Raw genomic sequence first — 22,682 nt, forward strand, 5'->3', positions numbered from 1 at the left:
GAGTCGCGCCCGCACTCGAGCACGCTTGCGTTATTTATTCATAACGATGTTCGTGGCGCTGGCCACGGTCGCGATGCCGGCCATGGCCGACGTCCAGCGGCGTGACCAGGAAGAAACCGTGTGGAAGAGCATTCGCAAGGCTCACTTCGGGGATCGGGCGATTGCCGATGGCACCGACGTGGTTTCCCTCGATGCGCCCTATCGCGCCGAAGACCCTTCGGTGGTGCCCATCACCATTACGGATGAGCGCGCAGGCAACAGCGGTCCTGCGATCAGTCGGCTGTGGCTTGTCATCGATAACAACCCGGTACCCATGTCGGCACGCTTCGACCTGGGCCCGGCCGCGGCGTCGGCAACGATCGCCACCCGCGTCAGGGTGAACTCCTATACGTACATGCGCGTGATCGCCGAGACCCGCGACGACAAGCTCTACATGGTCAAGCGATACGTCAAGGCGAGCGGTGGCTGCTCGGCACCGATCGGCCGTGACCTCGACAAGGCACGCGAGAACTTGGGGCAGATGCGCCTGCGCACAGTCCGCGCGGGCGAGAGTAACGATAAGCGCACGCAGTTGATGATTCGGCACCCGAACATCACCGGTCTGCAAATGGACCAGCTCACAAGGCTCGTCGAGCCCGCACACTTCGTGGATGCCATCACGGTACGCAAGGGCGACGCGCTGGTATTCGACTCCACGATGACTTTTTCACTCAGTGCGAACCCCAGTCTCCAGTTCTCTGTAAAAGACGACACGCCGGGTGATTTATCGGCCCACGTGCAGGACAACGAGGAGAACGAGTTCGAACAGACGTGGCCGGCGCCCGAAGCGGAATCGCCCCAACAGCAGGAAACGACTTCATGACCCTGGAACAATACAGAAACCGCAGCAATTTACAGGCGTTGGGCCTCGCGGCCGGCGCGGCCGTCCTTTGGATCGCCGGCACTCAGGCGAGCTTTGCCGCGAACCGCACCGTCGAGAACCCGGCGAGCGAAACGCTCTACGTCTGCGCCGACCCAAGCAACATGCCCTTCTCGAACGACAAGCGCGAAGGCTTCGAAAACAAGATTGCGGCACTCTTCGGCGAAAAGCTTGGCGTGCCGGTGGAATATGAATGGATGCCCGAACAGATGGGTTTCGGGCGCAACACCATCAAGCGCTGGCTCCCAGAGGAGAATCGCTACGCCTGTGATCTGATTATCAGCGTGGGCAGTGCATTCGAGGTGGGCAAGACGACACTGCCCTACTATCGATCGACCTATGCGATCACGTACCTCAAAGGCCAGGATCTGGACTCGGTCGATACGCCCAGCGATCTCGCTGCCCTACCCGACAAGACGAAGAGCGATCTGCGTATCGGCGTATTTACCGGTTCGCCTGCAGGCGACTGGGTGATTCAGCAAGGCTTGATCGGGCAGATCGTCAGCTACCGGGCGCAGTCCGGCGGCTATGATGTCGACCCGGCGGATATGGTCACGAAGGATCTCGCGGGTGGTGATATCGACGTGGCGGTGGTCTGGGGGCCAATCGCCGGCTATTACGCCCGACAGGTCGAAGGAGAAGATATCAAGGTCGTTCCATTCTCCCGAGAAGACGGTCCGATGTTCGACTTCCCCGTATCCATGGGCGTGCGTTACGGCAACGACGACTGGCTGAACACGGTCCAGGGCCTGATCGACGACAACCACGACGAAATCATCGCGATTCTGGAAGACTACGGGGTGCCGCTCGTGCCCCTGCGGGAAGAGGATCGCCAGGTACAGGAGGACGATGATGATTGATGCCCGCAAGACTTTCGGCCCGTTTTCAAAATTCGCGCACCGGCTCGCGTTGGTGCTTGTAGCCAGCGTTTTCACGTTGGCCGCCCACGCTGATGAAACGGCTGGCGCCGACGACTTCTCGCAGGCCAATCGCCTGCTGTTCATGACCGACCACATGAGCAACGTCGAAACGCCCGCAGTGCTGAAGTACAGCTTTACCCGTCAGGGCGACAAGAACGATAGCTTTGACGATCATGTCGATCTCGATGTGGCCAAGGGCGAACACGTCGGCAAGAGCGTCAAGGTGGATTTTTTGAGCGGCGACCGCCACCGTCACGCGCCAGACGTGGGCAATGCACGCGGTAATCCCGTCATCATGATGTTCCTGCAGAACGACGTGTTGTCGCTGGCCGAGCGCACCGGCGGGAGCTGGCGCTATTTTCAGCGGCGAATGAAGTTCGCGTTTGAAGACGAGGCGACGGTCGAGGAAGGCAAAGCCGAGTACGATGGTCACGAAGTGGCCGTCAAACGGATTTCCCTGCAACCCTTCAAGCAGGAGAAAGCGCACCGGGAAGCGCTGGGTAGCGAGACCGAGAAACGTTATGTCATCACCCTGTCGGACGAGGTGCCCGGCGGCGTACTGGAAATGCGTAGCGAGATCCCGCCGCAGAACGGCGCTTCCAACAAGACGGTGGAGCGGCTGGCCCTGAAATCGGCTCAGCGCGTTGGAGCCGAGAGTGCGACGGGCAGCTGATCGTCCCAGCGGCAAGGTTGTGCAGGTCCAGCTAATCGTATGGCTGTGTGCGGTCATGTTCTGGACCCCGGCCCTGGCCGATCCTGTCGCCGCGGCCGGTGATTCAGGTCAGGCGGCAAAGCTGCTCGTTCTGCCTTTCGATATGGTCGACAGCAGCCTGCAGGGCGAAATGAATCACGGCCCGCTGCCTGCGGACGTCGCGCGCCTGCGCCGCACCGAAAAGGTCATTCATCGTGCCTTGGACGAGAGCTCGGAGTTCGCTCTGATCTCGAATACCGGTGTGGGGAAGCAGATTGACGCGGCGCAGGGTTCTTATCGGTATTTGTACGCCTGCAACGGCTGCGAGATCGATCTGGGCAAGTCTGCGGGCGCCGATCTGGTGATGACCGGCTGGGTTCAGAAGGTCAGCAACCTCATCATCAATATCAACGCCACGCTCTACGACGTAAGCAAGGCAAAGCCCGTCGGCGGTGCATCAGTGGATATGCGCGGCAATACCGACGAGGCCTGGCGCAGCGCCGCCCGCTATCTCATCGAGCACAGTCTTCTATCCAACTACCGCTCACGACAGGCCGCCGCGAAGGATGGTGCGGGCTAGCAGCCCCGCGACTCATTCGTCACGATAGCGCTCACGGCGACTCCGGTTCGATGACCGGTGCTACCGCGTAGTCGATGATCTCCCGGATCTGGCGGTTCACATCCAAGGCCATACTGTTGAAGGCTTCGTGGGACGTCTGTTCGGGCAGCAACAGGCTCCCTGCGTGGATCCGGCCATTGTCGTCCTCGAAAACGGCAATCCGGCACGGCATGTAGAGAATCAAGGACGGATCGATTGTCATCGCGCGTCGTGCGTACTGCAGATTGCAGAAGTGCACGATGGCCGCATCGCCGAAATCCGCATGCCCACGACGGCGCACGGCTTCGCCAATTTCGTTTCGCCCGACGATCGCAAAATTGTGCTCGCCGATCGCCTGCTCCAGATCAAGCACCACATCGACGAAGTTCTTGTCTGCGGGCGCGATCCGGTCGTACTGAGCGCGCTCGCCCGCACTCACAGACGCGCTCCATAAAGCGGCCAAGATGAGGAAAAACGCGAAAAGACAGGATCGGCGACGCATGAACCGAATGTAGCAGAGCGTAGGGTGTTCTACGACACGGGTCGAACCAGACCGCCGCCCTGCCAGAGTGTCTAAAGCGCGTTACTCGATCTCAGGACAGCCAGTCCACGCTGTTCTGGGGGATAACCAGCGACGTGGACGTGATCCGCCCGAAAATGCGTTGGCTGCAATGATGGCTTAAAGCGGCGACATCGATATCGGGCGCGTTCCGAATGGACGTGCGTCGCAGGTTGGTGCGCGATCGCAGCATCGCGGCCAGTGCGTCCTCGAGAAGTCCCGCAAGGACTTCATCGTCGGTTTCCATGAATACTTCGAGCAGCACCTGTCGTCGCTTACGGCGACTGTGAGTCGCACTCAAGGCGTGTAGAACTTCCAGATAACGACGCCGTGATGCCATGGGGATGCGACCCTTTCAAGAACGGACCCAGACAAACGAACATTCACACCACAAGGCCGAGAGATCCGAATCGGCCCGAAGCATCATGGAGTTCTGTAACGGCGGAGCGGACGATTTCTTTAGACGCGAGGGCTCGCCGCGCCGTAAATGTTTAAAGACGTTGCCCCTCGTCCATGCCTGACTTTTCGCGTCGCCGTACGTACGTTTCGCCTGCTTCGTGCTCAGGCCCTTGCCGGCATCGACTTCGCGACCCTCGAGTACATCGTCGGCCGATTCCGCGTGAAAAGCTCGTCTCTCCGTATTGGCGGCTTGCTCGGCATCCCGGCTCGTGTGGTGTTCCTTGTGACGTATCGGTCGCAAGCCTCTTCAAGGGATAACGCCAAACTGAGCGGTGTTTCAATTACGTGCGTCAGGCCAGACGACTGCAATCCGGGGAAACCGCGATCCGAGCGGACCGCCCGCGAGAAAATTCGGAATAAAAAACCCCGGCCTCGGCCGGGGTTGAAACAACCACCCAATCAGGATGGTATTTCCGCCAGAGCCACTATGGACGTGTTAGTGAGGGCGCCTACACGTTCCTGGACTCTGGTTCGCGCCATCAAGCAATCAATCACGCATTTCGAATGTAACCTTCAAATGCACCTTGTAACCGGTGACCTGTCCGTCGTTCATAGTGATCTCGTGGTCTTTGACCCAGATGCTCTGCACGTGGTCTAGGCGCTCTTTCGCCTTTTCCGCACCGCGCTTGGCGGCATCTTGAAAGCTTTCCGTGGAATGCGCGCTCATTTCAATGACTTTCGCAAAGGACATGGTTTCCTTCTCCGCGTCGATAAATGTCTGGCGCTGTCGCCAGCAACATGACAACGGATCCGCACACCCGTAGCTATGCGGAATATCGCCCCTGACGACTAGGCATCGCCCGATATTGATGGGCAGAAGCCTCCAGCGGCCATTTGTGCCTCAGCGACAACATCCGGAAGGACGGCGAAGGCATGGGCCATTAATCAGTTCCATAGACCGCCGTGGCCGCTCCGGCGACTAGATGCGATCGCGCGTATGGTCTTCCCCCTCGATCAAGCGAACGCGCAGTACAGGAGTGTCGCTTGTCGCCTGCCAGCGAGATACCAGTGAACCCACCCCGGCGGCTTTGTTCTTCTCGCCCAGTGCAGCTCTTGCTCCGAGATGCCTCGTCCATAACCCGGGAAGCGGTTAACACCATGATGACTTTCGCGTACTTCGTTGAGCATCACGGCCCGGCATCCACGTCCATGAAGGCATTCACAGTCCACATAAAGTCCGGGTCTGGACCTAGGATTTTCCCTATCACGGCACCCTGCGAACGCCTGTTACGGTCGTTGTTCGAGTAGAAAACCCCGAAAATTTGAGGTCTGCCATGCCACGCTGTGAATGTTGCGGTAACGACTACGACAAGGCCTTCACCGTCGAGACCAGCGACGGCCAACGCCACGTGTTCGATTCCATCGAATGCGCGGCCAACGTGATCGCGCCAAGTTGCCAGGCCTGTGGCTGCCGGGTGTTGGGACACGGCCTGGAAGCCGATGGGAGCGTTTATTGTTGCGCCCACTGCGCCGAGACGAACGGCGCCACAGCCCTGCAGGATCGCCAGTAACGTCAAATCGACTCACCGCAAGTAGAGGACGGGTGATTGGATATACGCGAGGCGGCATCTAGTGATCTGAACGACTCGCGTGACGCCTGTTGCGAAGGCAGTAAACCAATATGGGCCACCACCTGTCTTCTACGCGTGTGGTGCTCGCTGTCCGCGCGCCGAGGGCAAAAACTTAGTGCCTAGCCAAGGACGAATGGGTCGTTCGGCCATCGCGACCAAGAAGAGGTTATTACGTGGCGCGGGGCTCATGGGTCTAATGGGTCTAATGCTTCAACGGCCCGCCAAGGCAGTTCGCACGACAGCGCCGATGGCAATGGCTATAGAGCAGCACGCTCAAAACCGCAGCGTAGGCACACCATAACGAGATCACTGCGTACTGCGTGAACGCGAGTAGCCCGAGCAGCCCTGCCACATTGACGGTGCCGAGCTGCGCGATCATTCGATAGCCCGAGCACAATAGCGCGCCGCCAAATCGTTTAATGCGCCTGCGAGGCCTGGAAATCCGAACCGGAAACCGGCGCTGCGCAATGCAAGGCGAGATGAGTCCATATGCGGACTCATGTAGGCGCGGCGGCCGGCTTTTTCAAAGCCTCGGATTCGTCCGACTCAAGCAGCTTGTCGAGTTCGTGGGGCAACTCGAGTTTGATCTGTGCTTTTTCTTCGACCAGCGTCGTGCGCAAAACACGCGCGACCGCACGGGCTACGTCCCCAGCGGTCTTGTGCCCTACTTCGGCGCGCGCCACGAGTTGTTCCTCGAAGGCTTCAAGAGATGTTTCGACGGCCTGGGGGCGCTTTTCGCCCCGCGCCGCGTCGAAGGCTTCGGCGAATACCGCAGGCAGCACGCTCGCAATCGCCTCGATCTGCTCAGCGGACAAGTACTCGGCGAAAGTGCGCATCGTGATGATGGTCACGTCATGTGCGCGCACAGGGTCAAGCTCGGGACAGCGACGGTTAACCCGTGAAACCACGTCGGCCGCGTTCATCGCAACGCTCCGCTCGCCGCGGAGGCGCGGGAGGCGTCACGTGCTCGCGATACTAGCGGTGTGTGTGTTGCGACGCCGACGCCCATGCGTTGCAGACGGCGCGCCCGAATCTTCGAGCTTGGCAACCCTCGCAGCTGGGTGTTGACTGTGTCGTGCCGGTACCGTTCGCCGCGTCTTGTCAGCAGGGCCAATCCATCGACTACTGCTGAACGGGCGGCAATCGGGAAGTCATAAATGCTTATGTTCACTGCATCTGCCCGTGTGGAAGTTAAGACGCCTAGAAAAGCGCACCAGTGTCTGATCCACAACACGGCACCGCCCCCAACCCACCTAAGTGTTTCCCTAAAGCTAGGCGTCGCTGGCTTAGAACGGCGTTCGGGGAACGCCATCCGATCGATAATTGGCTGTATCCCGCTTTGGCCACGCAGCGCCGCCACGGGCCAGCGTAGTGCCAGAGCAGTGCCAGAGGAGTGGCTGGCTATGGCCGGGGCTAAGACTTCGGGCGAGAACGTAACCCCAGCTTCTCGAGCAAACCCGATTTAGGTCTGCGCGGGCGTGGCACTTCGCGCACGGTACGCGCGATGTCCTCTGGCGCGGTGGCATGACCGCCTGCCTCTTCGTCGGTGCCGAGAGGTGCTGCGGCCGGGTCGGAGGCGCAGACCTTGTCACCGGTGCGGCCGGAATCGGTTTGATCGCGCACCTGAGCCCAGTTCTTGCGGTCAGTCATCACAACGTCTCTCTATCGATTCGAACCTACGATTAAGACCAGTGGGAACGCGAACGAGTTTCGTGGCGATCAAGCAGATCGGCGAATCGCACGCGCCTGCCCTAATAGCCGACAGACTTCGTCGTCGCTGGTCTGACCGAAATCGCGGTACCAACGACCTAAACCTCCGAACGGCTCGGGTGTTTCAAGGCATACCAACTGATCCGCCGCCTGCGTGAACCAGGCGCAGGTGTCTCTTGCAGCCACCGGCACGGCGATGGTCACGCTACCCGCGTCCAATGCGCGTACGCCATCTAGCGCCGCGCGCATGCTTGCACCGGTGGCGAGGCCGTCGTCCACAAGAATTACGTGTCGGCCATATACGGCGGCCGGCGTGTCCCAGCCTCTATACATTCGCTGGCGCCGCGCAAGTTCGTCGCGTTCCTCGGCTATCGCCTCCTCGATGGTCTCGTCGGTCATATCGAGCTGCGCGACGATATCGCTGTTGATTGCCCTGCCCCCGCCGCTTGCGATCGCGCCCATCGCCACCTCGGGCTGACCGGGCACCCCAAGCTTGCGCACGACGAAGACATCCAGCGGCTTGCCGAGCATTCTCGCGACTTCAAACGCCACCGGCACACCGCCGCGCGACAGCCCCAGGACGACACTGTCATTCCCATCGAGGCCAAGCATGGCCGCGAGCTGGCGGCCCGCGTCGCGGCGATCGTTGAAAAGCGTCATATCGAGCTTCCTCGTCCAGACTTGTCAGGTGGGGCCGACGCCGTTCGCCCTGCGTTACGGCCTGCGGCAATAGACGCCGCAAAACGTTAATTACCTACCGCCACGTCGCCGAGCGGGCTGCGCCGTAACTAAAGTCGCGGCGCGTCGACGGCTGAGTATGGGATTGGCATCAGGATACGCAGCGCGCGAGGAGCGGCTATAAGGGCCATCCCTTATTCAACTGGGGGAGAAAAGCCGTTCTGGCCATTCTGAATGGCGGTCGACATGAACGACTCTATGGACTGTCCCGATGCGCCAGAAAGCTATAACGCGGCGCCTGAATCGATGCGACTAGCGCACTCCCTACCGGTACTCGGGCTTGACCTTCTAGCCACGCGGATTGGCCAACCCGTCTAATGAAAGCAATAAACACATCACAAGATGCTGATCTGCTTCCGCATCGACGGTAAATCCATGCATATCAAACTCGGACAAACGGACCCGCTACCCATGACCTCCGTGCACAGCGGGCAAGGTTTTGCGGTTCTCGACGATGTGTACTGTCTGACCACACAGATCGTGAACGTCTATTTTCTTGGTACCCCCGGGTATGGCAACCCTTGGGTGCTGGTCGATGCCGGCCTCCATGGTGCAGGCAAACACATCGTGCAAACCGCGGTCTGGCGTTTCGGGCCGAAGAATCCACCGCAGGCGATCATCCTGACGCATGGCCATTTCGATCACGTGGGCGCGCTATCGGAGATTACCGAGCGATGGGACGTGCCGGTCTATGCGCATGATCGAGAAATGCCCTATCTGACCGGTGCAGCCGATTACGACGGCCCCTATCCCGACGCGGGCAACGGGCTCGTGTCGACATTGTCCCGCTTCTTTCCCAACGCACCGATTGATATCAGTGATCGGGTACACCCGCTGCCCGAAGACCAATCGATCCCGGGCCTGACCGGCTGGGAATGGATACCGACCCCCGGCCATACGCCCGGGCACATCTCTCTGTTCAGGCGGCGAGACGGTGCACTCGTTGCCGGAGATGCGTTCGTAACAGTCAAACAGGAAGCGCTCTTCGATGTTCTGACGCAGAAGCGTGAGGTCAACGGCCCACCCCGCTACTACACCTCGGACTGGAAACGCGCAAAAGCCTCTGTCGAACGGCTCTACGGGCTCAAACCGGCGATCGCCATGACGGGCCACGGTATGCCGATGCAGGGCCATAAACTGACGGTTCAGCTGGCCCATCTAGTAGCCAGCTTTGAAGAATTGGCCATGCCGCCACGGGCAACCGAACGCGGCGCTCCCTAGCCGGATATTCGCTTCATGACTCTTTCTTCGATTGTCTATACGAGAGTCGCATCCGGAACTGTGACTCAGATGCGCCAGAACTGGGGGAGGCGCTATAAATGAAACACTATTTAGTTGTCCACGACGCCATGGATAGCCTGATGGGTTCAAGCCTGTGCGGCGCCATGAAGAGCTACCTCGGTTGGCGCCGAATAGCGGATAACTGCTACGTAATCGCCAGCATTCAATCCGCAGACGCCGTTTATACGCATATCCGCGGCTATATAGACGATTGGAGCCATTTATATATCTTCGATCTTGGCCCTCTCTGGTATGGCTCGGCGCCTGTGGAAGTTGGGACTTGGCTGGATCACGTGGCTGAAAAGAACGCAGATCATCCGCGTGCCTAGAGTTTCATCTACCTGTGATAGGGAACTCGTCGCATGTTCCGGCGTTTCAAGCTGTTATCTAATATCGGTAAATTCGACTGAAACACCCGGACGGCTGCCATGAATCTGTTTATCTGGCCCAGAAAGCACAGAAAAAACTCGTGGTACCAACTCTATTTGACGCCCTCGCAAGTGGCCGACTACGAGCAGGTTCGGCTGGAATTGGCGTTCGAGACGGCGTACGTGCAGGCGCGACGGCCACGCCACATGAATTTGTGGATGGATCCAGACGCAAGAACTGGCGCGAACCTTTATGTATCCCCGGCTTCAAGGCTGGGCGCACGCCAACTCATCGTTCGCTACGCTGCGCAAGCCTGTAGCCCACCTCTGAAACCTTTGCTGTGGGTCGCGGGTTTTCGGAATCAAGCTTCTGCCGCGCATCCGGTCTCGGAACCCGCTCGCGTCTCGGCTGTTGTATCGCGTTAAATGGGAGTGCCGCCAGGACGATCTACCCGCCCTGCTCTGGGCGCCCTCGCTGTCTTTATGCCGAAGCTTCGGCCAGATGGGGGGGCACTACACGAGTAGGTGGATGTTACGTATATGAAGGCCGGGACACCGCAAAATACGATGACCTCATGGCAACCACATCGAACGCATGGCCGAGCAGTGAGTGCTTGGCGCTGGGCGAAGCCTAGAGGCTGAATACATCGTTATTGATCATGCATCCTGCGTCTCCAGACAATGCCAATGACCCCGTTCGTATCTTCGCGATCGACGACGATTCGGGCGTTCGGGATGCACTGGCGTGTTTATTCAAGGCCGCGGACTATCGTTTTACGGGATTTGCAAGCGCGGAAGCATTCCTGAATCAAGAAGTGCAGACGCCGCGCGGTTGCCTGGTATTGGATGTGGAACTACCCGGAATGAGCGGTCTAGAGCTGCAGAAATTGCTCAGGAATCAGCGCGCGCACCGGCTGCCGACGATTTTCATCAGCAGTGGAAACTCTGATTATGTGGAACGCGCGTTCAAGGGCGGCGCAAGCGGATTCTTTCACAAGCCGTTTGCCCCGGAAGACCTTTTGAGGTGCGTTGAGCGCTTGGTGTAAGCGTCAACGCCAGCCTCCCATAAGTGCCGTAGCCTTTCTCTGGAGGCCCCTTACCGACCGGGCCAACGACTGGGTTACACGCTACCCTGCTTTCCCAGCGAGTCGCGATACAGGGCGCATGTGTACCAAAGCGCGGTCAATATATCCGCGCTTGCGGCATCGCCTATCTCGGCGAGTACCTCGATGTCTCCATCCAAGGGGGTGCACATCACGTCGAGTGCCGAGGAGATGGTGTCTATCGGCGTTGTGGCCGGCATTTCGGCAGACGAATCACCGGCCAGTCCCGAACGTTCGCAAACATGGATGAGCGTACCGTGTGCGGTTCCGCCCATTGCCAGAATGCGCGCCGCGGCCTGCTCCTGGTGTTCGCACATGGTGCGGCCGATTTCCTCGAAAAGATCTGACAGTCTGTTCAAGCCGTCAGCCGAGGCCTCCCACTTCGCCTGCTGGCTCTGGAGCTGCAAGTTGATGCAGTCGGCCAAGGATTGATTGAGGATCGCGCAGGCGGTCTGCGTATCCTCATGCGGTAACTGAACCGCCGAATACGGCGGTAACGCCATTTCTTGGCGATCATCGGCTATCGGCGCGACCTTGGCCCCTGCTGATTCATGCTCACTGGAGACATCTCTCAACTCGCGGTCCATATCTGCGCGCAGCCGCTGCCCCACGGCGGTCGCGCGCATCAGGCCCGCGTCGGACAACTCGGTTTCGATCCGACCCTGAAGATCTTGGTCGCTGTTATCCGCGCGTACATGCGATGAGGACGTTTTCATGAGGAGCTCCTTGCCAATGGAATAACGGTTGGCGAACGACACGAGCCTTTGCGTCGACCCACCGCCTATCCGCTGGCGGCCTCGTCGAGGACGTCCCAGCCAAGGGCTGAAGAAGGCGGTTTCGCAGACGGTTCATCTCGAACAGGGCTGCCGCAAGGGCAAATGCCGTATGGCCGTTAGGCTTCCAGCATCCTTTATTCACTCACGGATCAGAAGCAGCAGATTCACTTATCCGGGGTAGGCATAGCCCGTGACTGCACGCTTGCGACGGTGAAAGGAGTCACCCGTCCACCGCTCATTGCCGGGCAGCGGAAAGATGGAGGGTCAACGGTGGCTGGCGGCTGTCGCCAGGCAAGCTTACTGGCAAGGCATTCTCGCTCGCCCAAAGCGTCTGGCCGGCGTTCCCCAATATTTCCGCCCAGAGCGAGTAATCGCTCTGGGCACGCAGCAGCGGCCGCGGGATGCGCAGCTCAAATGCCACCGGCTTCTGCCCAATGGCGTACAAGTAACGCTCCGTGACGATCCGCCGGACAATGGCGTCGGCTCCCGCTTCACGCACGCTGATTCGCGCCAACGATCCTTGCGGTATCAACGCATCGCTCGGGTAAGTGAGTTGGCCTCTCAAAACGATGTTTGCTTCACCCTGTGGCCCGCAGGCAGCGCATATAAGCACCGCAGCTGCGATTACGGGGACGATGTACTTTCTTTGCCGCATGGGTCACCGGTGCGCAGCGATACAAGAAAAGAACAGGCCCTTTCCAAGCATAGAGCTGGGCCGGCCCGGGCGACCTTGGTAGCCCCATGCTCCGTTCTCAGGCGGCAGGGCCGGCCGAACGTGGCTTCGAGCGCGCCCGGCGCCACACAAGATCATCAGGGGATGCGCTGGTGCCGTAGAACACCAGAAGTCGGGCCCGAGCGGGTCAACACCACGGTAGCTCTATCCCGTTTGTAACCAGATTAGGCACTTCTGATCATTCGGGCCGCTGGTGCGAACCCCGAATCCGCCTCGCAGATCACCTAGCATGCGCAGGCAGCGGGCTCACGCCGTGCCAATCGCAGGCATCGCGCCCCGGTTGCGTGTGCAGAACCCGGACCGACCTAGGCACGTCCCTCAGTGACCCCGAGGGCCGGCTGGTAGATCATTCACTGAACTCGGGCGTCAGCAGTGCACCTCTTCCGCCACGCTAGCTTCTTGCCCCCTTGCTAGCCTGCCGCATTCTGTCGCCCGAGTTCTTGATTTACACGGGGCGTGACTTGCTTTCGACGCGCGAGTGCCTTTGCAATCTAGAAGGCTGCTTGTGCGCTGGTTGGCTTGAGGCACACCACTCGTCCGACCTGCAGGCGCGCGAACGTGATAATCGATCTGGCGGCTATATCCCGCTTAATGCAAAGCAAAGTCTGCGGTGCATTGGCCACAATCCGCCGCCGTGGGCGTCCAAGAATCCTGTGCGATTACCGCGACTTCTCCGTCCCCGTGAGCTGCATCGGACCAGGCACAGCCCGAGCGGGCGAATCGCGGGGCCTGCTGGCGCACGATGTGCGTTGTTACGGCACGCAACTGACGCGAGCACTGTCGCGAACCACAAAGTCCTGGGCGTGCTGCCGCTTGGCCTCGGCGGCCCGGTTTCGGGCCTGCCTTGGCCCCATACAAACGATTCGATTCCGCGGCCCGCTAGTTACTGAATTAATGGGACAATGCAAAGTACCCCCCGTCGCCGCGCGCGTAGTATTGCTTTATGACTGAGAACCGATCCGAAGCAGGTAAAACTGCGCCCATTGTCGCCATCGGCGCCTCGGCGGGCGGGCTCGAGCAGATTTCGACCCTTCTAGAAGGTATCCCGACGGACACCGGCGCGGCTTATGTCGTGTTGCAGCATCTGTCCAGCGACCGCACCTCGCAGCTGCCGGAGTTGCTGGCGCGAGCGACCGCGCTCTCCGTGGTCACCATCGAAGAGGGCATGCAGGCGACCGGAAACCAGGTCCATGTGCTGCCCGAAGACGCGGCCGTGACGATCGACGGTGATGTCTTTCACTTGCACCCGAAGGAACATGACCCGAGCCCGACCGTGATCGACCGCTTCATGCGCTCGCTCGCGGAAGCACATGGCCCGCGTGCGGTGGGCGTCATCCTTTCGGGTGGCGGCAATGACGGGGCGCTGGGCCTGAAGGCGATCAAGCTCAATGGCGGGTTGGCGCTGGTCCAGGATCCGGAGACCGCGCAGCATCCGAGCATGCCCCGTTTCGCTATCGACAGCGCTTCGCCGGACTATGTATCGGAAACGCCAGGCCTGCTGTCGCGTCTGTGCAACCATCTGTACAACAACGTCGCACACCTGAATACACCCACTGCGCAGAAGAACCAGCAGCCAGAGCGTCAGATCGACGACAGCATGCTTGAGCGCACGCTCGAGTTTTTGCGCAGCACGGACAAAACACGAGACTTTTCGGCTTACAAGCCGAATATGCTCAAGCGACGCATCCAGCGGCGTAAAGGATTGGTCGGCACCCAATCGAACGACGAATACATTCAACTTCTGCAAGACGATAGCGACGAGCGGATCAATCTCGCCCAGGATTTTCTGATCAGCGTGACGGACTTCTTTCGGGATTCAGAGGCGTACGCGGTGCTTCGTAACAAAGCGATCCCGCAGCTGCTGGCCGATCGGGACCCGGCTGATACGTTGCGAATATGGGTGCCGGGCTGTGCCAGCGGCGAGGAAGCCTATTCGATCGCCATCGCTCTGGACGAGGCGATTCGCAAAACCGGCAAAGACCATAACTTCATTGTATTCGCCAGTGATATCGACCAACGAGCGCTCGAGCTGGCCCGTATTGGCGTGTACCCCGAGTCGATTGCCGCGGATCTCTCCTCGGCACAACTGCGCCATTACTTCGACAAGACCGATGATCACTATCGCGTCAAACGCAGTATGCGCGAACGGGTCGTGTTCGCTGCCCAGAACCTGATTGAGGATCCCCCCTACTCGCGTCTGGATTTCATCAGCTGCCGAAATCTACTGATGTATTTCCTGCCGGAAACGCAGAAACGGGTGATCGCGACCTTTCACTTCGCTCTGAAGTCGCGGGGCATGCTGTTTCTAGGGTCCTCCGAGACGCTCAGCGGCCAAATCGATCTGTTCGAATCACTGGACAAAAGGGCCCGTCTGTTCAAGCGGATCGGTACAAAGCGGCCGTCGCGTGTCGCGTTGCCCTTTTCGCCCCAAGGCGGCAGGCGCAGCCAAAATGCGAACGAGCATGCCGCCGACCATCAAACACATGATGAAGAGCCCGAGCAGGTTGCGCGGGACATTCTCTTGCGGGAGTTCGTGCCGGCGTCTGTGCTGATCAACCGCAAGCTCGAAATACTCTGCAGCTATGGCGCGACGCAGGATTATCTGACGCTACCTTTCGGCACCTCGTCGCTTTCGCTCATCGACATGGTCCAGGAGGAATACCGAAGCCGCACCCGCGCGATCACGCACCGTGCGTTTCGTGACGAAGAGCGGTCAGAAGCCGTGGTGGGCATGCCCGAGGGCGGCGACCACGTCGTGCGGATTACGGCCCGGCCGCTGCTCCACCCGGAATCCGCACGGGGGCTCGTGTTTGTCACCTTCGAGCGCATGCGCAAGGCATCCAGCGCCGGCGCGAGCAGCAGCTCGGCGACGGACAACGAGACACAGTTGGCCGACGAGCTTGACGCCACACGTAGCGAACTCAACAGCACCATCGAGGCGCTCGAGGCCTCGAACGAGGACCTTAAGGGATCGCACGAGGAAGTGCTGTCCATGAACGAGGAACTCCAGTCGACCAACGAGGAACTGGAAACCTCGAAAGAGGAATTGCAATCGGTCAACGAAGAACTCGTGACCGTGAATACCGAGCTCGAGAACAAGGTCTCGGAACTTCAGACGGCCCACAACGATCTGCAGAACCTGTTCGCCGGTACCGATGTGGCGACGCTCTTTCTCGACAAGTCGCTCTGCATCAAACGGTTCACGCCGGCGATCAAATCGCTGCTGAGCCTGATCGCCTCGGATATCGGCAGGCCGCTCAGCGATATCTCTCTCAAGTTCGAGGATCCGGATCTCGAAGCCGATGCCGATCGCGTGATGCAGGATCTCACGCAGGTCGAGAAAGAAGTGCGGGCCCAGAACCAGCGCTGGTATCAGCGCCGGGTGCTGCCTTACCAGACCCAGGACAACACGATCGATGGTGTCGTGATTACCTTCGCCGATATCACGGACCTCAAGCGCGCATCGCTCGTTTCACAGGAAAGCGAGCGACGTCTTGATCTGGCGATGGGCGCGATCCGCGGCGGCATGTGGGATATGCATCTGACGGCCGACGAGACGGACGCGCGCCCTGACCGGGTCTATCTCTCGGCGCGGCTCAAGGAAATGCTCGGTTTCGAGGATGACCAGTTCCCGGATTCTCTAGAGGCTTGGGAAGAACGGGTCGTCGAGTCCGATCGCCCCATCTTCCACGATATCAAGCGGCGCCGGGCCTCCGGTTCCGAGGGAGTGAACTACCGAATCCGTCATCGTGATGGCAGCATTCGCTGGTTCACCAGCTTCGGCACGCTGGTCAAGGATCACGACGACCAACTCACACGTTGGATCGGAATCGATCGGGACATCACCGAGCACAAGCTCACCGATGTCCACGCCGCCCAGGCGCGCGTTCGCCTGCAATTGCTCGCGGACGCGGTCCCCGAGATGGTGGGCTATGTCGACGTCGATGGAACCGTCCAATTCGTGAACAAGGCGTTCAACGACGGGTTCGGCTACGCGCCCGGCGACGTGGCCGGGCGTACGCTATCTCAGCTTTTCGACGAGAAGGGCTATGCCGCGATCGAACCCTGTATCGAGGCAGCCAAGTCGGGTCGTGCGGCCAACTGCCAGGTCGAACAGGCCATGGCGGACGGCGAGACACGCACGCTTACGGTCAATCATGTTCCGCAAGTCGTCGACGGCAAGACGATCGGGCTGTATCTACTGGTGGCTGACGCCGGCACGCACGGCCGGCGCGCGGGCGACCGTATCGACAGTCAAAGCGGGCTCGTGTACCTGCAGCGCATGGCCACGATTGGCGAAATGACGAGCACGTTGGCCCACGACATCAAGCAACCCCTCAGCGCGATCAACAATTACGCCGGCGCCCTCAAGCGGATGACGCACGCAGGACGTGATCCGGCCGACATCGCGCAGATCCTCGACAAAATCGCCGATCAGGTGCAGCACGCCGCCGACATGGCGACACTAACGCGCGATTTCGCTAAGGAACGCACCAATGACGACAGCGAAATCGATATCAATACCCTCGTCCATCGCGCGGTGTCGTTGACTGAAGGTTTGGCTCGCAAACACAACATCGAGATCCACCTCGACCTTTACACGCCGCTGCCGGAGCTGGAGTGCATGTCAATCCAGATCGAGCAGGTCATCATCAATCTGATGGTGAACGCGATCGATGCGATGGAAACCATGGCCAACCAGAATCGCAATCTGACGCTGCGGACGCGTCCAATAGACGATCACGCCGTGGAGCTGAGCGTGCAGGACACCGGCGAGGGCATTCCGAGCGAAAAGCTTGGTCGTATATTCGATTCGTTCTATACGTCGAAGCTTGAAGGCACCGGCCTGGGATTATCTCTGAGCAAGTCGATCATCGAGGCGCATGGCGGATCGATATGGGCCGACTCGAAACTCGACGACGGCGCGACGTTCTATCTGCGACTCCCGGCAGGCATGGCGGCAGGTCAGCGCTAGGCGAGTCGGGCCTCGGACTCCAGCCCCATGTAAAGCCGGACGAGCTCGGCAAGCGAGCCGGCGCGCATCTTCGACATCACGTTGCCCCGATGCAGCTCGACCGTCTTGTGACTGATCCGCAGCGTTTGAGCGATCTGTTTGTTGGAGCCGCCCTCCACGATGCCTTCGAGGACTTGCCGCTCGCGCTCGCTTAACAGGTCGAAACGTGCGCGCAACGTTTCACGCCGGTTGTACTCGGCCTGTTCTGCGCGGTTGAGTTCGATTGCTTCGCGCACCGTCTGCAGCAGGCGCTCGTCGTTGACCGGCTTCGTCAGGAACTCCGCTGCGCCCTGGCGCATCGCGCGCACGGACACATCGACATCGCCGTAGCCGGTCATGAAGATCACGGGCTTGCGCTGGGGGCGATCCGCGCAGAGAGTCTGCAGCTCCAGACCGCTCATGTCCGGTATGCGCAGATCCAGAAGGATGCAGCCCGGTTGCATGGTGTTCGGCGCGTCGAGGAAATCACGTGCGCTCGCGTAGCAGAGCGTATCGATATCGATCGATGCCAGTAACGCCTGAACCGAATCGCGGACGGCCGCATCGTCATCGACGACGTGTACCAGTGCCTTGAGCGTCACATGTTGCTCCTAACCATAAGGTAGACATCAGTAAATTATCAGCATCGGCCGCTTGGATACGCTCCGTACTTGTACGTAAATAACGCGAAACTCGTGCGTGATCGTCTTCTTCAGTCGCCTGAAGTCTCTCGAATTCGGTGCGCCCAAACCTTCTATTGGGCTTGTATCGCTCTAACTACCTTGTGTGTTGATATCAAGATGTCGTGCATCGCCATGGCATGACAGACGTATTAAGCAAGACACGGTCATAGGTTTGGGTTTTCGAGTGATGTTTGATCCGAGTCAGGCGACAGTGGTGCTCGTCGATGACGATCCCGGCGTACGGGAGTCTCTGCGGGCACTGTTCGAGGCGGTGCCTTACCGCTGCATCAGCTATGCGTCAGCGGAAGAATATATCGCGCATCCGGCGCCGACGGCGCCGACGGCGCCCCGTTGCGTGTTGCTGGATCTGCGTCTGCCCGGCATGAGCGGCATCGAACTGCAACGCCTGATCAACTGGGATAGTCCGCGACTACCCGTGATCTTCGTTAGCGGCGACGCGACTCGCGCGGACATGGATGCGGCCATGGCGGCTGGCGCGATCGAGTTCTTGCGTAAACCCGTCGACCCCGAAGCATTGCTCAACATCACGCAGCAGTGCCTTTGCGACAGCCTTGACGCTGGATAGCGTTTTTCGCGCCGACCTACCCGATCAACCACTCACGCTCGGGGTACGCCCGCGCACCAGCAATGCGACGAGCACCAGTACCGGCACTATCTCGAGTCGGCCTGCCCACATCACTGCCATGAGGAGAAGTTTGCCGCTGGCGCTGAGGTCCGTATCCACAAGGCCACTGGAGAGCCCCACATTCGACTGAGCCGAGACGACATCGAACACCACAGCCTGCAGCGGCACTCCGTCGGCCACGCAGTGGGTCATGATGATCACGGCGAGCAGACTTACGGTCATCCAGGCGATGCTCAAGGTTGTGACGGCGCGCGTACGCGACGCGGCATCCTCGCGTGTCAGAGCCTGCCCATCGAAAGTTAGCCGCAACACTTCATGCGGACGCCGGGTGAACGTCTGCAAGCTCCAGCGCACGGATTTGTACAGCAGCACGAAGCGAAGCATTTTCAGGCCACCGCCTGTTGAACCCGCTGTCGCACCGACCAGCATGACCAGGCAGAGCATGAGCAACGGCCCGGTATGCCAGTTGCTCAATGCCGCACTCTGGAACCCGGTTGTCGTCACCGCCGAGACCCACTGGAAGACGCTATCGACCCAGCCGCTCTGGCCGAGCGCGTGGTTATCGAGCGTCAATAGCAAGGCGCCCCCGCAGAGTACGGTCCAGAACAGGCGCTGTTCCGCGCCGGCAAAAAGCGCTTTTGCTCTCGGTTTGACCTGGATCGCGCGGTAATGAACAAAGAAGCTGATGGCACCCGCGGTCATTATAAGAAGGCTGACCAGCTTCACAGCGAGCGATGCCGACTGAAAACTGTCGTCGGTGATCGTGAAGCCGCCGGTCGCGATGCCTGTCATGCCGTGGTTGAGAGCCCGCCATAGCGGCTCTCCCGCCAGCCACAGCAAGCCTACCGCGACGAGCGTATAGCTACAGTAGACCGACCAGATGACGCGTGCCGTCGCACGCACGCTGGGCAGAATTTTCTGGTCTCGGGTCTCCGAGTAATAGAGCTCCAGGGCCCCGCGACGCGGCGGAAGAATGGACAGCAGCAGGACGATGACGCCGACCCCGCCGATCCACTGGGAAAGACTGCGCCACCACTGCAGGTAATGGGGCAGCGTCGAGGGCTCGAGTACGCTCAGGCCGGTGCCCGTGAATCCGGACAGCGATTCGAAAGCCGCGTCGAGCCATTTGATGCCACCGCCGATCGCGAACGGCACCGCGCCAAGGCAGGCGATAAGTAGCCACGAAATCGCGGCGATCAGCATCGCATGGCGCCGAAACACCTGGGTGCCCCGGCGTGCTGGCCAATACAGGACCTGTGCGATGACGGTAGACAGCCCAATGGTGATCAGGAGCACTCGGGCGCCGGCCATCTCGTCGAATACTAGACAGATAGGAATCGAGGCGACACCCATGAGCGCGGGCACATGCAGCAATAGCCCGACGCCGCGTGCTACCGGCCGCATACCTTCGAGTCGATGTCGCCATGCTGTCATGGCAACTCAGTCGGATGCCTTGCAAAAGACCTGCATGTCCGCTTCCGAGAGCGGCTCGCTACTGAACACGAACAAGGTGTCGCCGCTCTGTAGCCGCTGTTGTTCACGCGGATAGAAGCCCTCGTCGTCGCGCTCCACGTAGGCCACGAACACCTTATCCGGGAGCAGATCGTCGTCATCGATTTCGCCGAACGTTCGGTCGACCAGAGACGATTCTGCGTCCAGCGTGACTTCGTAAATCTGACCGCGTCCCGGCAATGCCGTCACGCCTTCGGCTTTCGGATGTTGGATGAGACCGAGCAGATGCCGTGCGACAAGAACCTCCGGATCGACAAGCGTGTTCACGCCGAGGCGTTTGAACAAGCGCTCGCGGTGGCGTGCGTTCACCGTGCTGGTCAGGTTGTCTATCTCGTACTCCTTGCCGAGCACCATCGTCATCAGATTCGTCGAATCGTCGTCCGTGGTGGCAATCAAGGCATCTGCCCGCTCGGCACCGGCCTCGTCCAGAATGCCTTCGGCATCGATCGGTGCATGCAGCACCATGGCGTCATAGTGCTGCGCGCAATGCTCAGCCCGGCTTTCGTCTGCCTCGATCAAAGCCACCTCATGTCCGGCCTCGACGGCGAGATCCACGAGATATTCGCCCACCGGGCCGGCGCCGACCACAATGATTCGCATGCCCTACTCCAGCAGTTGAACAGCGGACATTCTGTACGGCATCGCCGTATTCCGAAACCGCACACCGGCCTCACGTAGTCGATCTTCGGACATCCCCGACGCACGCTAGTGGATCACCCTAAGATCCATGCCACACCGCGGCTGCTAATTTTGAGCAGCCAATCACGCGCTGCAATCACCATCGTTTACGGCGCCCATCCAAGAGAACCATGTCTGATTCACAAGACGAATACGTCACCCGTACCGGCGAAAAGCAATCCATTTTTCCGCGACGAGACCCTGTCGTGCATACCCGCAACCAGGCACGTTGGGACGGTCCGCTTGGGGAAGAGGCGCTATCAAGCTACGAGCGCGACGGCTTCCTGTGGTTTGAAGGCTTCTTTTCCGAAGAACGCGTCGAGCCGTTCTTCGACGAGCTTCGCAATATGGCGAACGACAGTGAGCTGATGAACTCGAAACGGGTGATCAAGGATCCCGAAGCCGACGAGATCCGTTCGGTATTCGCGATGCATGAGATCTCGGAACGATTCTCGGAGCTCACGCGCGACCCCCGCATTCTGGGCATGATCCGCCAGCTACTGGGTAGCGACGCGTATATCCATCAGTCGCGCATCAACGATAAGTTCGGATTCCAGGGCAGCGGCTTCAACTGGCATTCGGATTTCGAAACGTGGCACAGCGAGGATGGCATGCCGCGCATGCGCGCCATATCCGCGTCGTTGATGCTTACCGATAACAACGAGTTCAACGGCCCGCTGATGCTGATTCCCGGCTCGCACCACTACTTCGTGCCGGCCGTACAGAAAACCCCTGACCAGAACTGGAAGGATTCCCTCAAGGCACAGCGCGTTGGCGTGCCGGAGCAGGAACATCTCGCTTGGCTCGCCCGTCGTGGCGGTATTCAGGCGCCCAAGGGACGCCCCGGCTCCCTACTGCTGTTCGAATGCAATACCCTTCATGCGTCCAATCAGAACATGTCGCCCTGGCCGCGCTCCAATTTGTTCTTCGTCTACAACAGTGTAGACAATGTTCTGACAGATCCGTATTGCGGTAACAAACCGCGTCCGGATTTCCTCGCCGCGCGTGAAAATATTGAACCGCTGGCGATGAACGACGCCGCTTTCGAGCCTTTGGCCGCCCATCCCGATTTGAAGACGATCTGAATAAGCGGCTGTATGACCGCGCCTTGGCGCCTCGGGTTTGCCCGGGGCGCCAATCCCGGTCTAAAGGCCAAGGCGTGCCTCTCTGTCACGTAGGCAGCACAAAAAAGGCATGCCCAAGGACTACGTTCATCGACCGGCTTCGCTGCGACGGAAACAGGTCGGAAAGCCTCAATCAGTTCGGCGAAATGCGCTGCTGAATTCGCCGCGATGTAGACAGCCGACTTTCCCACTGTCTATCTCCCCGATTTTCAAATCCTAGTCCCAAGCATGAAAAAACCCGCCAGGCGCTAGCCGGGCGGGTTTTTGATGTCTGCGTATCGGCTCGGCGTTATCCGGCCTTCGCCAGGGCAAATCCCAGGCCGTGTACAACCACTCTGCGATCGAAAGCACTGGCGCCATCCACAACCCGACTGATGGCGGGTCATCTATGGATTGTGGGGGTACGACGAGCGCGTAACCACGGTTCAGGCCGGCAGCCTAAACCAGTTGGTTCGAATCGCCATGATGGCTCATGACGATTCGGAATATATGGTGCCGCCGGAGGGACTTGAACCCCCACAGCCTTTCGGCTACTAGGACCTAAACCTAGCGTGTCTACCAATTCCACCACGGCGGCAGGGCCGCTATCCTAACCGATGAATGCCCTCGCGCGCAGCAAC

At 59.8% G+C, this 22,682-nt stretch carries 23 protein-coding genes and 1 tRNA gene; 11 read left to right on the forward strand and 13 right to left on the reverse strand.

Annotated features, from left to right (window positions below; genetic code table 11):
* The first annotated feature begins 25 nt into the window (after window positions 1-25).
* From SADO_RS13260 to SADO_RS13275, 4 genes are read left to right on the forward strand one after another with little or no spacing between them, the layout of a single operon-like run.
* Window positions 26-862 carry a quinoprotein dehydrogenase-associated SoxYZ-like carrier gene (locus tag SADO_RS13260; RefSeq protein WP_353112171.1) on the forward strand — a complete coding sequence of 279 codons (837 nt, stop codon included), beginning with the start codon at window positions 26-28 and terminating at the stop codon, window positions 860-862.
* The gene (locus SADO_RS13265) at window positions 859-1,779 is read left to right on the forward strand and encodes a quinoprotein dehydrogenase-associated putative ABC transporter substrate-binding protein (RefSeq protein WP_353112173.1); all 921 of its coding nucleotides are present in this window, start codon (window positions 859-861) and stop codon (window positions 1,777-1,779) included. The genes SADO_RS13260 and SADO_RS13265 overlap by 4 nt, the downstream gene beginning before the upstream one ends.
* On the forward strand, window positions 1,769-2,512 hold the full coding sequence (locus SADO_RS13270; RefSeq protein WP_353112175.1) for a hypothetical protein: 744 nt from the start codon (window positions 1,769-1,771) through the stop codon (window positions 2,510-2,512). Before SADO_RS13265 ends, SADO_RS13270 begins: the two co-directional genes overlap by 11 nt.
* A gap of 55 nt (window positions 2,513-2,567) precedes the next feature.
* Window positions 2,568-3,110, forward strand: coding sequence for a DUF3280 domain-containing protein (locus SADO_RS13275; RefSeq protein WP_353112177.1), 543 nt, complete (start codon window positions 2,568-2,570; stop codon window positions 3,108-3,110).
* Window positions 3,111-3,141: 31 nt separating this feature from the next.
* On the opposite strand, the gene SADO_RS13280 is transcribed toward SADO_RS13275, so the two are convergent.
* The 3 genes from SADO_RS13280 to SADO_RS13290 all read right to left on the reverse strand — a co-directional run bounded on the left by SADO_RS13280 (window position 3,142) and on the right by SADO_RS13290 (window position 4,837).
* On the reverse strand, window positions 3,142-3,567 hold the full coding sequence (locus SADO_RS13280) for a DUF302 domain-containing protein (protein WP_353112179.1): 426 nt from the start codon (window positions 3,565-3,567) through the stop codon (window positions 3,142-3,144).
* A 154-nt stretch (window positions 3,568-3,721) separates the two neighbouring features.
* Window positions 3,722-4,027, reverse strand: coding sequence for a hypothetical protein (locus tag SADO_RS13285; protein WP_353112181.1), 306 nt, complete (start codon window positions 4,025-4,027; stop codon window positions 3,722-3,724).
* 606 nt (window positions 4,028-4,633) lie between these two features.
* Window positions 4,634-4,837 carry a dodecin family protein gene (locus SADO_RS13290; RefSeq protein ID WP_353112183.1) on the reverse strand — a complete coding sequence of 68 codons (204 nt, stop codon included), beginning with the start codon at window positions 4,835-4,837 and terminating at the stop codon, window positions 4,634-4,636.
* Between the two features lie 583 nt (window positions 4,838-5,420).
* On the opposite strand from SADO_RS13290, the gene SADO_RS13295 reads away from it, so the two are divergent.
* The gene (locus tag SADO_RS13295) at window positions 5,421-5,657 is read left to right on the forward strand and encodes a hypothetical protein (RefSeq protein WP_353112185.1); all 237 of its coding nucleotides are present in this window, start codon (window positions 5,421-5,423) and stop codon (window positions 5,655-5,657) included.
* Window positions 5,658-5,919: 262 nt separating this feature from the next.
* On the opposite strand, the gene SADO_RS13300 is transcribed toward SADO_RS13295, so the two are convergent.
* The 4 genes from SADO_RS13300 to SADO_RS13315 all read right to left on the reverse strand — a co-directional run bounded on the left by SADO_RS13300 (window position 5,920) and on the right by SADO_RS13315 (window position 8,087).
* A complete protein-coding gene (locus SADO_RS13300; protein ID WP_353112187.1) occupies window positions 5,920-6,114 on the reverse strand; it encodes a hypothetical protein in 195 nt (64 codons plus the stop codon).
* A gap of 100 nt (window positions 6,115-6,214) precedes the next feature.
* Entirely contained in the window at window positions 6,215-6,640 is a 426-nt protein-coding gene (locus SADO_RS13305; protein ID WP_353112189.1) for a DUF2267 domain-containing protein, read from the reverse strand.
* 490 nt (window positions 6,641-7,130) lie between these two features.
* Entirely contained in the window at window positions 7,131-7,367 is a 237-nt protein-coding gene (locus tag SADO_RS13310) for a hypothetical protein (RefSeq protein WP_353112191.1), read from the reverse strand.
* Window positions 7,368-7,436: 69 nt separating this feature from the next.
* On the reverse strand, window positions 7,437-8,087 hold the full coding sequence (locus SADO_RS13315) for a phosphoribosyltransferase (RefSeq protein WP_353112193.1): 651 nt from the start codon (window positions 8,085-8,087) through the stop codon (window positions 7,437-7,439).
* Window positions 8,088-8,507: 420 nt separating this feature from the next.
* Between SADO_RS13315 and SADO_RS13320 the strand changes: the two genes are divergently transcribed.
* From SADO_RS13320 to SADO_RS13330, 3 genes are all read left to right on the forward strand, one after another.
* Window positions 8,508-9,386, forward strand: coding sequence for an MBL fold metallo-hydrolase (locus tag SADO_RS13320; protein ID WP_353112195.1), 879 nt, complete (start codon window positions 8,508-8,510; stop codon window positions 9,384-9,386).
* A 98-nt stretch (window positions 9,387-9,484) separates the two neighbouring features.
* Window positions 9,485-9,775, forward strand: coding sequence for a hypothetical protein (locus SADO_RS13325; protein WP_353112197.1), 291 nt, complete (start codon window positions 9,485-9,487; stop codon window positions 9,773-9,775).
* Between the two features lie 698 nt (window positions 9,776-10,473).
* Complete coding sequence (locus SADO_RS13330) at window positions 10,474-10,860, forward strand: response regulator transcription factor (protein ID WP_353112199.1); 387 nt, start codon at window positions 10,474-10,476, stop codon at window positions 10,858-10,860.
* Between the two features lie 74 nt (window positions 10,861-10,934).
* Here SADO_RS13330 and SADO_RS13335 read toward each other — a convergent pair whose 3' ends face one another.
* Together SADO_RS13335 and SADO_RS13340 are read right to left on the reverse strand one after the other, a co-directional pair.
* The gene (locus SADO_RS13335) at window positions 10,935-11,633 is read right to left on the reverse strand and encodes a ferritin-like domain-containing protein (protein WP_353112201.1); all 699 of its coding nucleotides are present in this window, start codon (window positions 11,631-11,633) and stop codon (window positions 10,935-10,937) included.
* 295 nt (window positions 11,634-11,928) lie between these two features.
* On the reverse strand, window positions 11,929-12,348 hold the full coding sequence (locus tag SADO_RS13340) for a YbaY family lipoprotein (RefSeq protein ID WP_353112203.1): 420 nt from the start codon (window positions 12,346-12,348) through the stop codon (window positions 11,929-11,931).
* A 1,021-nt stretch (window positions 12,349-13,369) separates the two neighbouring features.
* Here SADO_RS13340 and SADO_RS13345 point away from each other — a divergent pair.
* Window positions 13,370-17,401 carry a CheR family methyltransferase gene (locus SADO_RS13345; protein WP_353112205.1) on the forward strand — a complete coding sequence of 1,344 codons (4,032 nt, stop codon included), beginning with the start codon at window positions 13,370-13,372 and terminating at the stop codon, window positions 17,399-17,401.
* Here the strand turns inward: SADO_RS13345 and SADO_RS13350 are convergent.
* Entirely contained in the window at window positions 17,398-18,021 is a 624-nt protein-coding gene (locus tag SADO_RS13350; RefSeq protein WP_353112207.1) for a response regulator transcription factor, read from the reverse strand. The genes SADO_RS13345 and SADO_RS13350 overlap by 4 nt on opposite strands.
* Window positions 18,022-18,316: 295 nt before the next feature.
* Here SADO_RS13350 and SADO_RS13355 point away from each other — a divergent pair, with 295 nt between their 5' ends.
* Entirely contained in the window at window positions 18,317-18,688 is a 372-nt protein-coding gene (locus SADO_RS13355) for a response regulator transcription factor (protein WP_353112209.1), read from the forward strand.
* Between the two features lie 24 nt (window positions 18,689-18,712).
* On the opposite strand, the gene SADO_RS13360 is transcribed toward SADO_RS13355, so the two are convergent.
* Together SADO_RS13360 and SADO_RS13365 are read right to left on the reverse strand one after the other, a co-directional pair.
* On the reverse strand, window positions 18,713-20,182 hold the full coding sequence (locus tag SADO_RS13360) for a TrkH family potassium uptake protein (RefSeq protein WP_353112211.1): 1,470 nt from the start codon (window positions 20,180-20,182) through the stop codon (window positions 18,713-18,715).
* Between the two features lie 6 nt (window positions 20,183-20,188).
* Window positions 20,189-20,860: a potassium channel family protein gene (locus tag SADO_RS13365; protein ID WP_353112213.1), complete on the reverse strand. Its 672-nt coding sequence runs from the start codon at window positions 20,858-20,860 to the stop codon at window positions 20,189-20,191.
* A 209-nt stretch (window positions 20,861-21,069) separates the two neighbouring features.
* Here SADO_RS13365 and thpD point away from each other — a divergent pair, with 209 nt between their 5' ends.
* Window positions 21,070-22,023 (forward strand): ectoine hydroxylase, encoded by a 954-nt coding sequence (gene thpD / locus SADO_RS13370; protein ID WP_353112215.1) that lies wholly within the window; start codon window positions 21,070-21,072, stop codon window positions 22,021-22,023.
* Window positions 22,024-22,552: 529 nt separating this feature from the next.
* Here the strand turns inward: thpD and SADO_RS13375 are convergent.
* Window positions 22,553-22,639: transfer RNA gene (locus tag SADO_RS13375), tRNA-Leu, on the reverse strand.
* Window positions 22,640-22,682 lie beyond the last annotated feature (43 nt).

The sequence above is a fragment of the Salinisphaera dokdonensis CL-ES53 genome, from assembly GCF_040361215.1.
GTDB lineage: Bacteria > Pseudomonadota > Gammaproteobacteria > Nevskiales > Salinisphaeraceae > Salinisphaera > Salinisphaera dokdonensis.

Excerpts from the sequence above, each read along its gene's own strand:
- SADO_RS13265 (WP_353112173.1), top strand. The coding sequence starts at position 859 with ATGACCCTGGAACAATACAGAAACCGCAGCAATTTACAGGCGTTGGGC.
- SADO_RS13270 (WP_353112175.1), top strand. The coding sequence starts at position 1,769 with ATGATGATTGATGCCCGCAAGACTTTCGGCCCGTTTTCAAAATTCGCG.
- SADO_RS13275 (WP_353112177.1), top strand. The coding sequence starts at position 2,568 with ATGTTCTGGACCCCGGCCCTGGCCGATCCTGTCGCCGCGGCCGGTGAT.
- SADO_RS13285 (WP_353112181.1), bottom strand. The coding sequence starts at position 4,027 with ATGGCATCACGGCGTCGTTATCTGGAAGTTCTACACGCCTTGAGTGCG.
- SADO_RS13290 (WP_353112183.1), bottom strand. The coding sequence starts at position 4,837 with ATGTCCTTTGCGAAAGTCATTGAAATGAGCGCGCATTCCACGGAAAGC.
- SADO_RS13295 (WP_353112185.1), top strand. The coding sequence starts at position 5,421 with ATGCCACGCTGTGAATGTTGCGGTAACGACTACGACAAGGCCTTCACC.
- SADO_RS13305 (WP_353112189.1), bottom strand. The coding sequence starts at position 6,640 with ATGAACGCGGCCGACGTGGTTTCACGGGTTAACCGTCGCTGTCCCGAG.
- SADO_RS13310 (WP_353112191.1), bottom strand. The coding sequence starts at position 7,367 with ATGACTGACCGCAAGAACTGGGCTCAGGTGCGCGATCAAACCGATTCC.
- SADO_RS13315 (WP_353112193.1), bottom strand. The coding sequence starts at position 8,087 with ATGACGCTTTTCAACGATCGCCGCGACGCGGGCCGCCAGCTCGCGGCC.
- SADO_RS13320 (WP_353112195.1), top strand. The coding sequence starts at position 8,508 with ATGCTGATCTGCTTCCGCATCGACGGTAAATCCATGCATATCAAACTC.
- SADO_RS13325 (WP_353112197.1), top strand. The coding sequence starts at position 9,485 with ATGAAACACTATTTAGTTGTCCACGACGCCATGGATAGCCTGATGGGT.
- SADO_RS13330 (WP_353112199.1), top strand. The coding sequence starts at position 10,474 with ATGCATCCTGCGTCTCCAGACAATGCCAATGACCCCGTTCGTATCTTC.
- SADO_RS13335 (WP_353112201.1), bottom strand. The coding sequence starts at position 11,633 with ATGAAAACGTCCTCATCGCATGTACGCGCGGATAACAGCGACCAAGAT.
- SADO_RS13340 (WP_353112203.1), bottom strand. The coding sequence starts at position 12,348 with ATGCGGCAAAGAAAGTACATCGTCCCCGTAATCGCAGCTGCGGTGCTT.
- SADO_RS13345 (WP_353112205.1), top strand. The coding sequence starts at position 13,370 with ATGACTGAGAACCGATCCGAAGCAGGTAAAACTGCGCCCATTGTCGCC.
- SADO_RS13360 (WP_353112211.1), bottom strand. The coding sequence starts at position 20,182 with ATGACAGCATGGCGACATCGACTCGAAGGTATGCGGCCGGTAGCACGC.
- SADO_RS13365 (WP_353112213.1), bottom strand. The coding sequence starts at position 20,860 with ATGCGAATCATTGTGGTCGGCGCCGGCCCGGTGGGCGAATATCTCGTG.
- thpD (WP_353112215.1), top strand. The coding sequence starts at position 21,070 with ATGTCTGATTCACAAGACGAATACGTCACCCGTACCGGCGAAAAGCAA.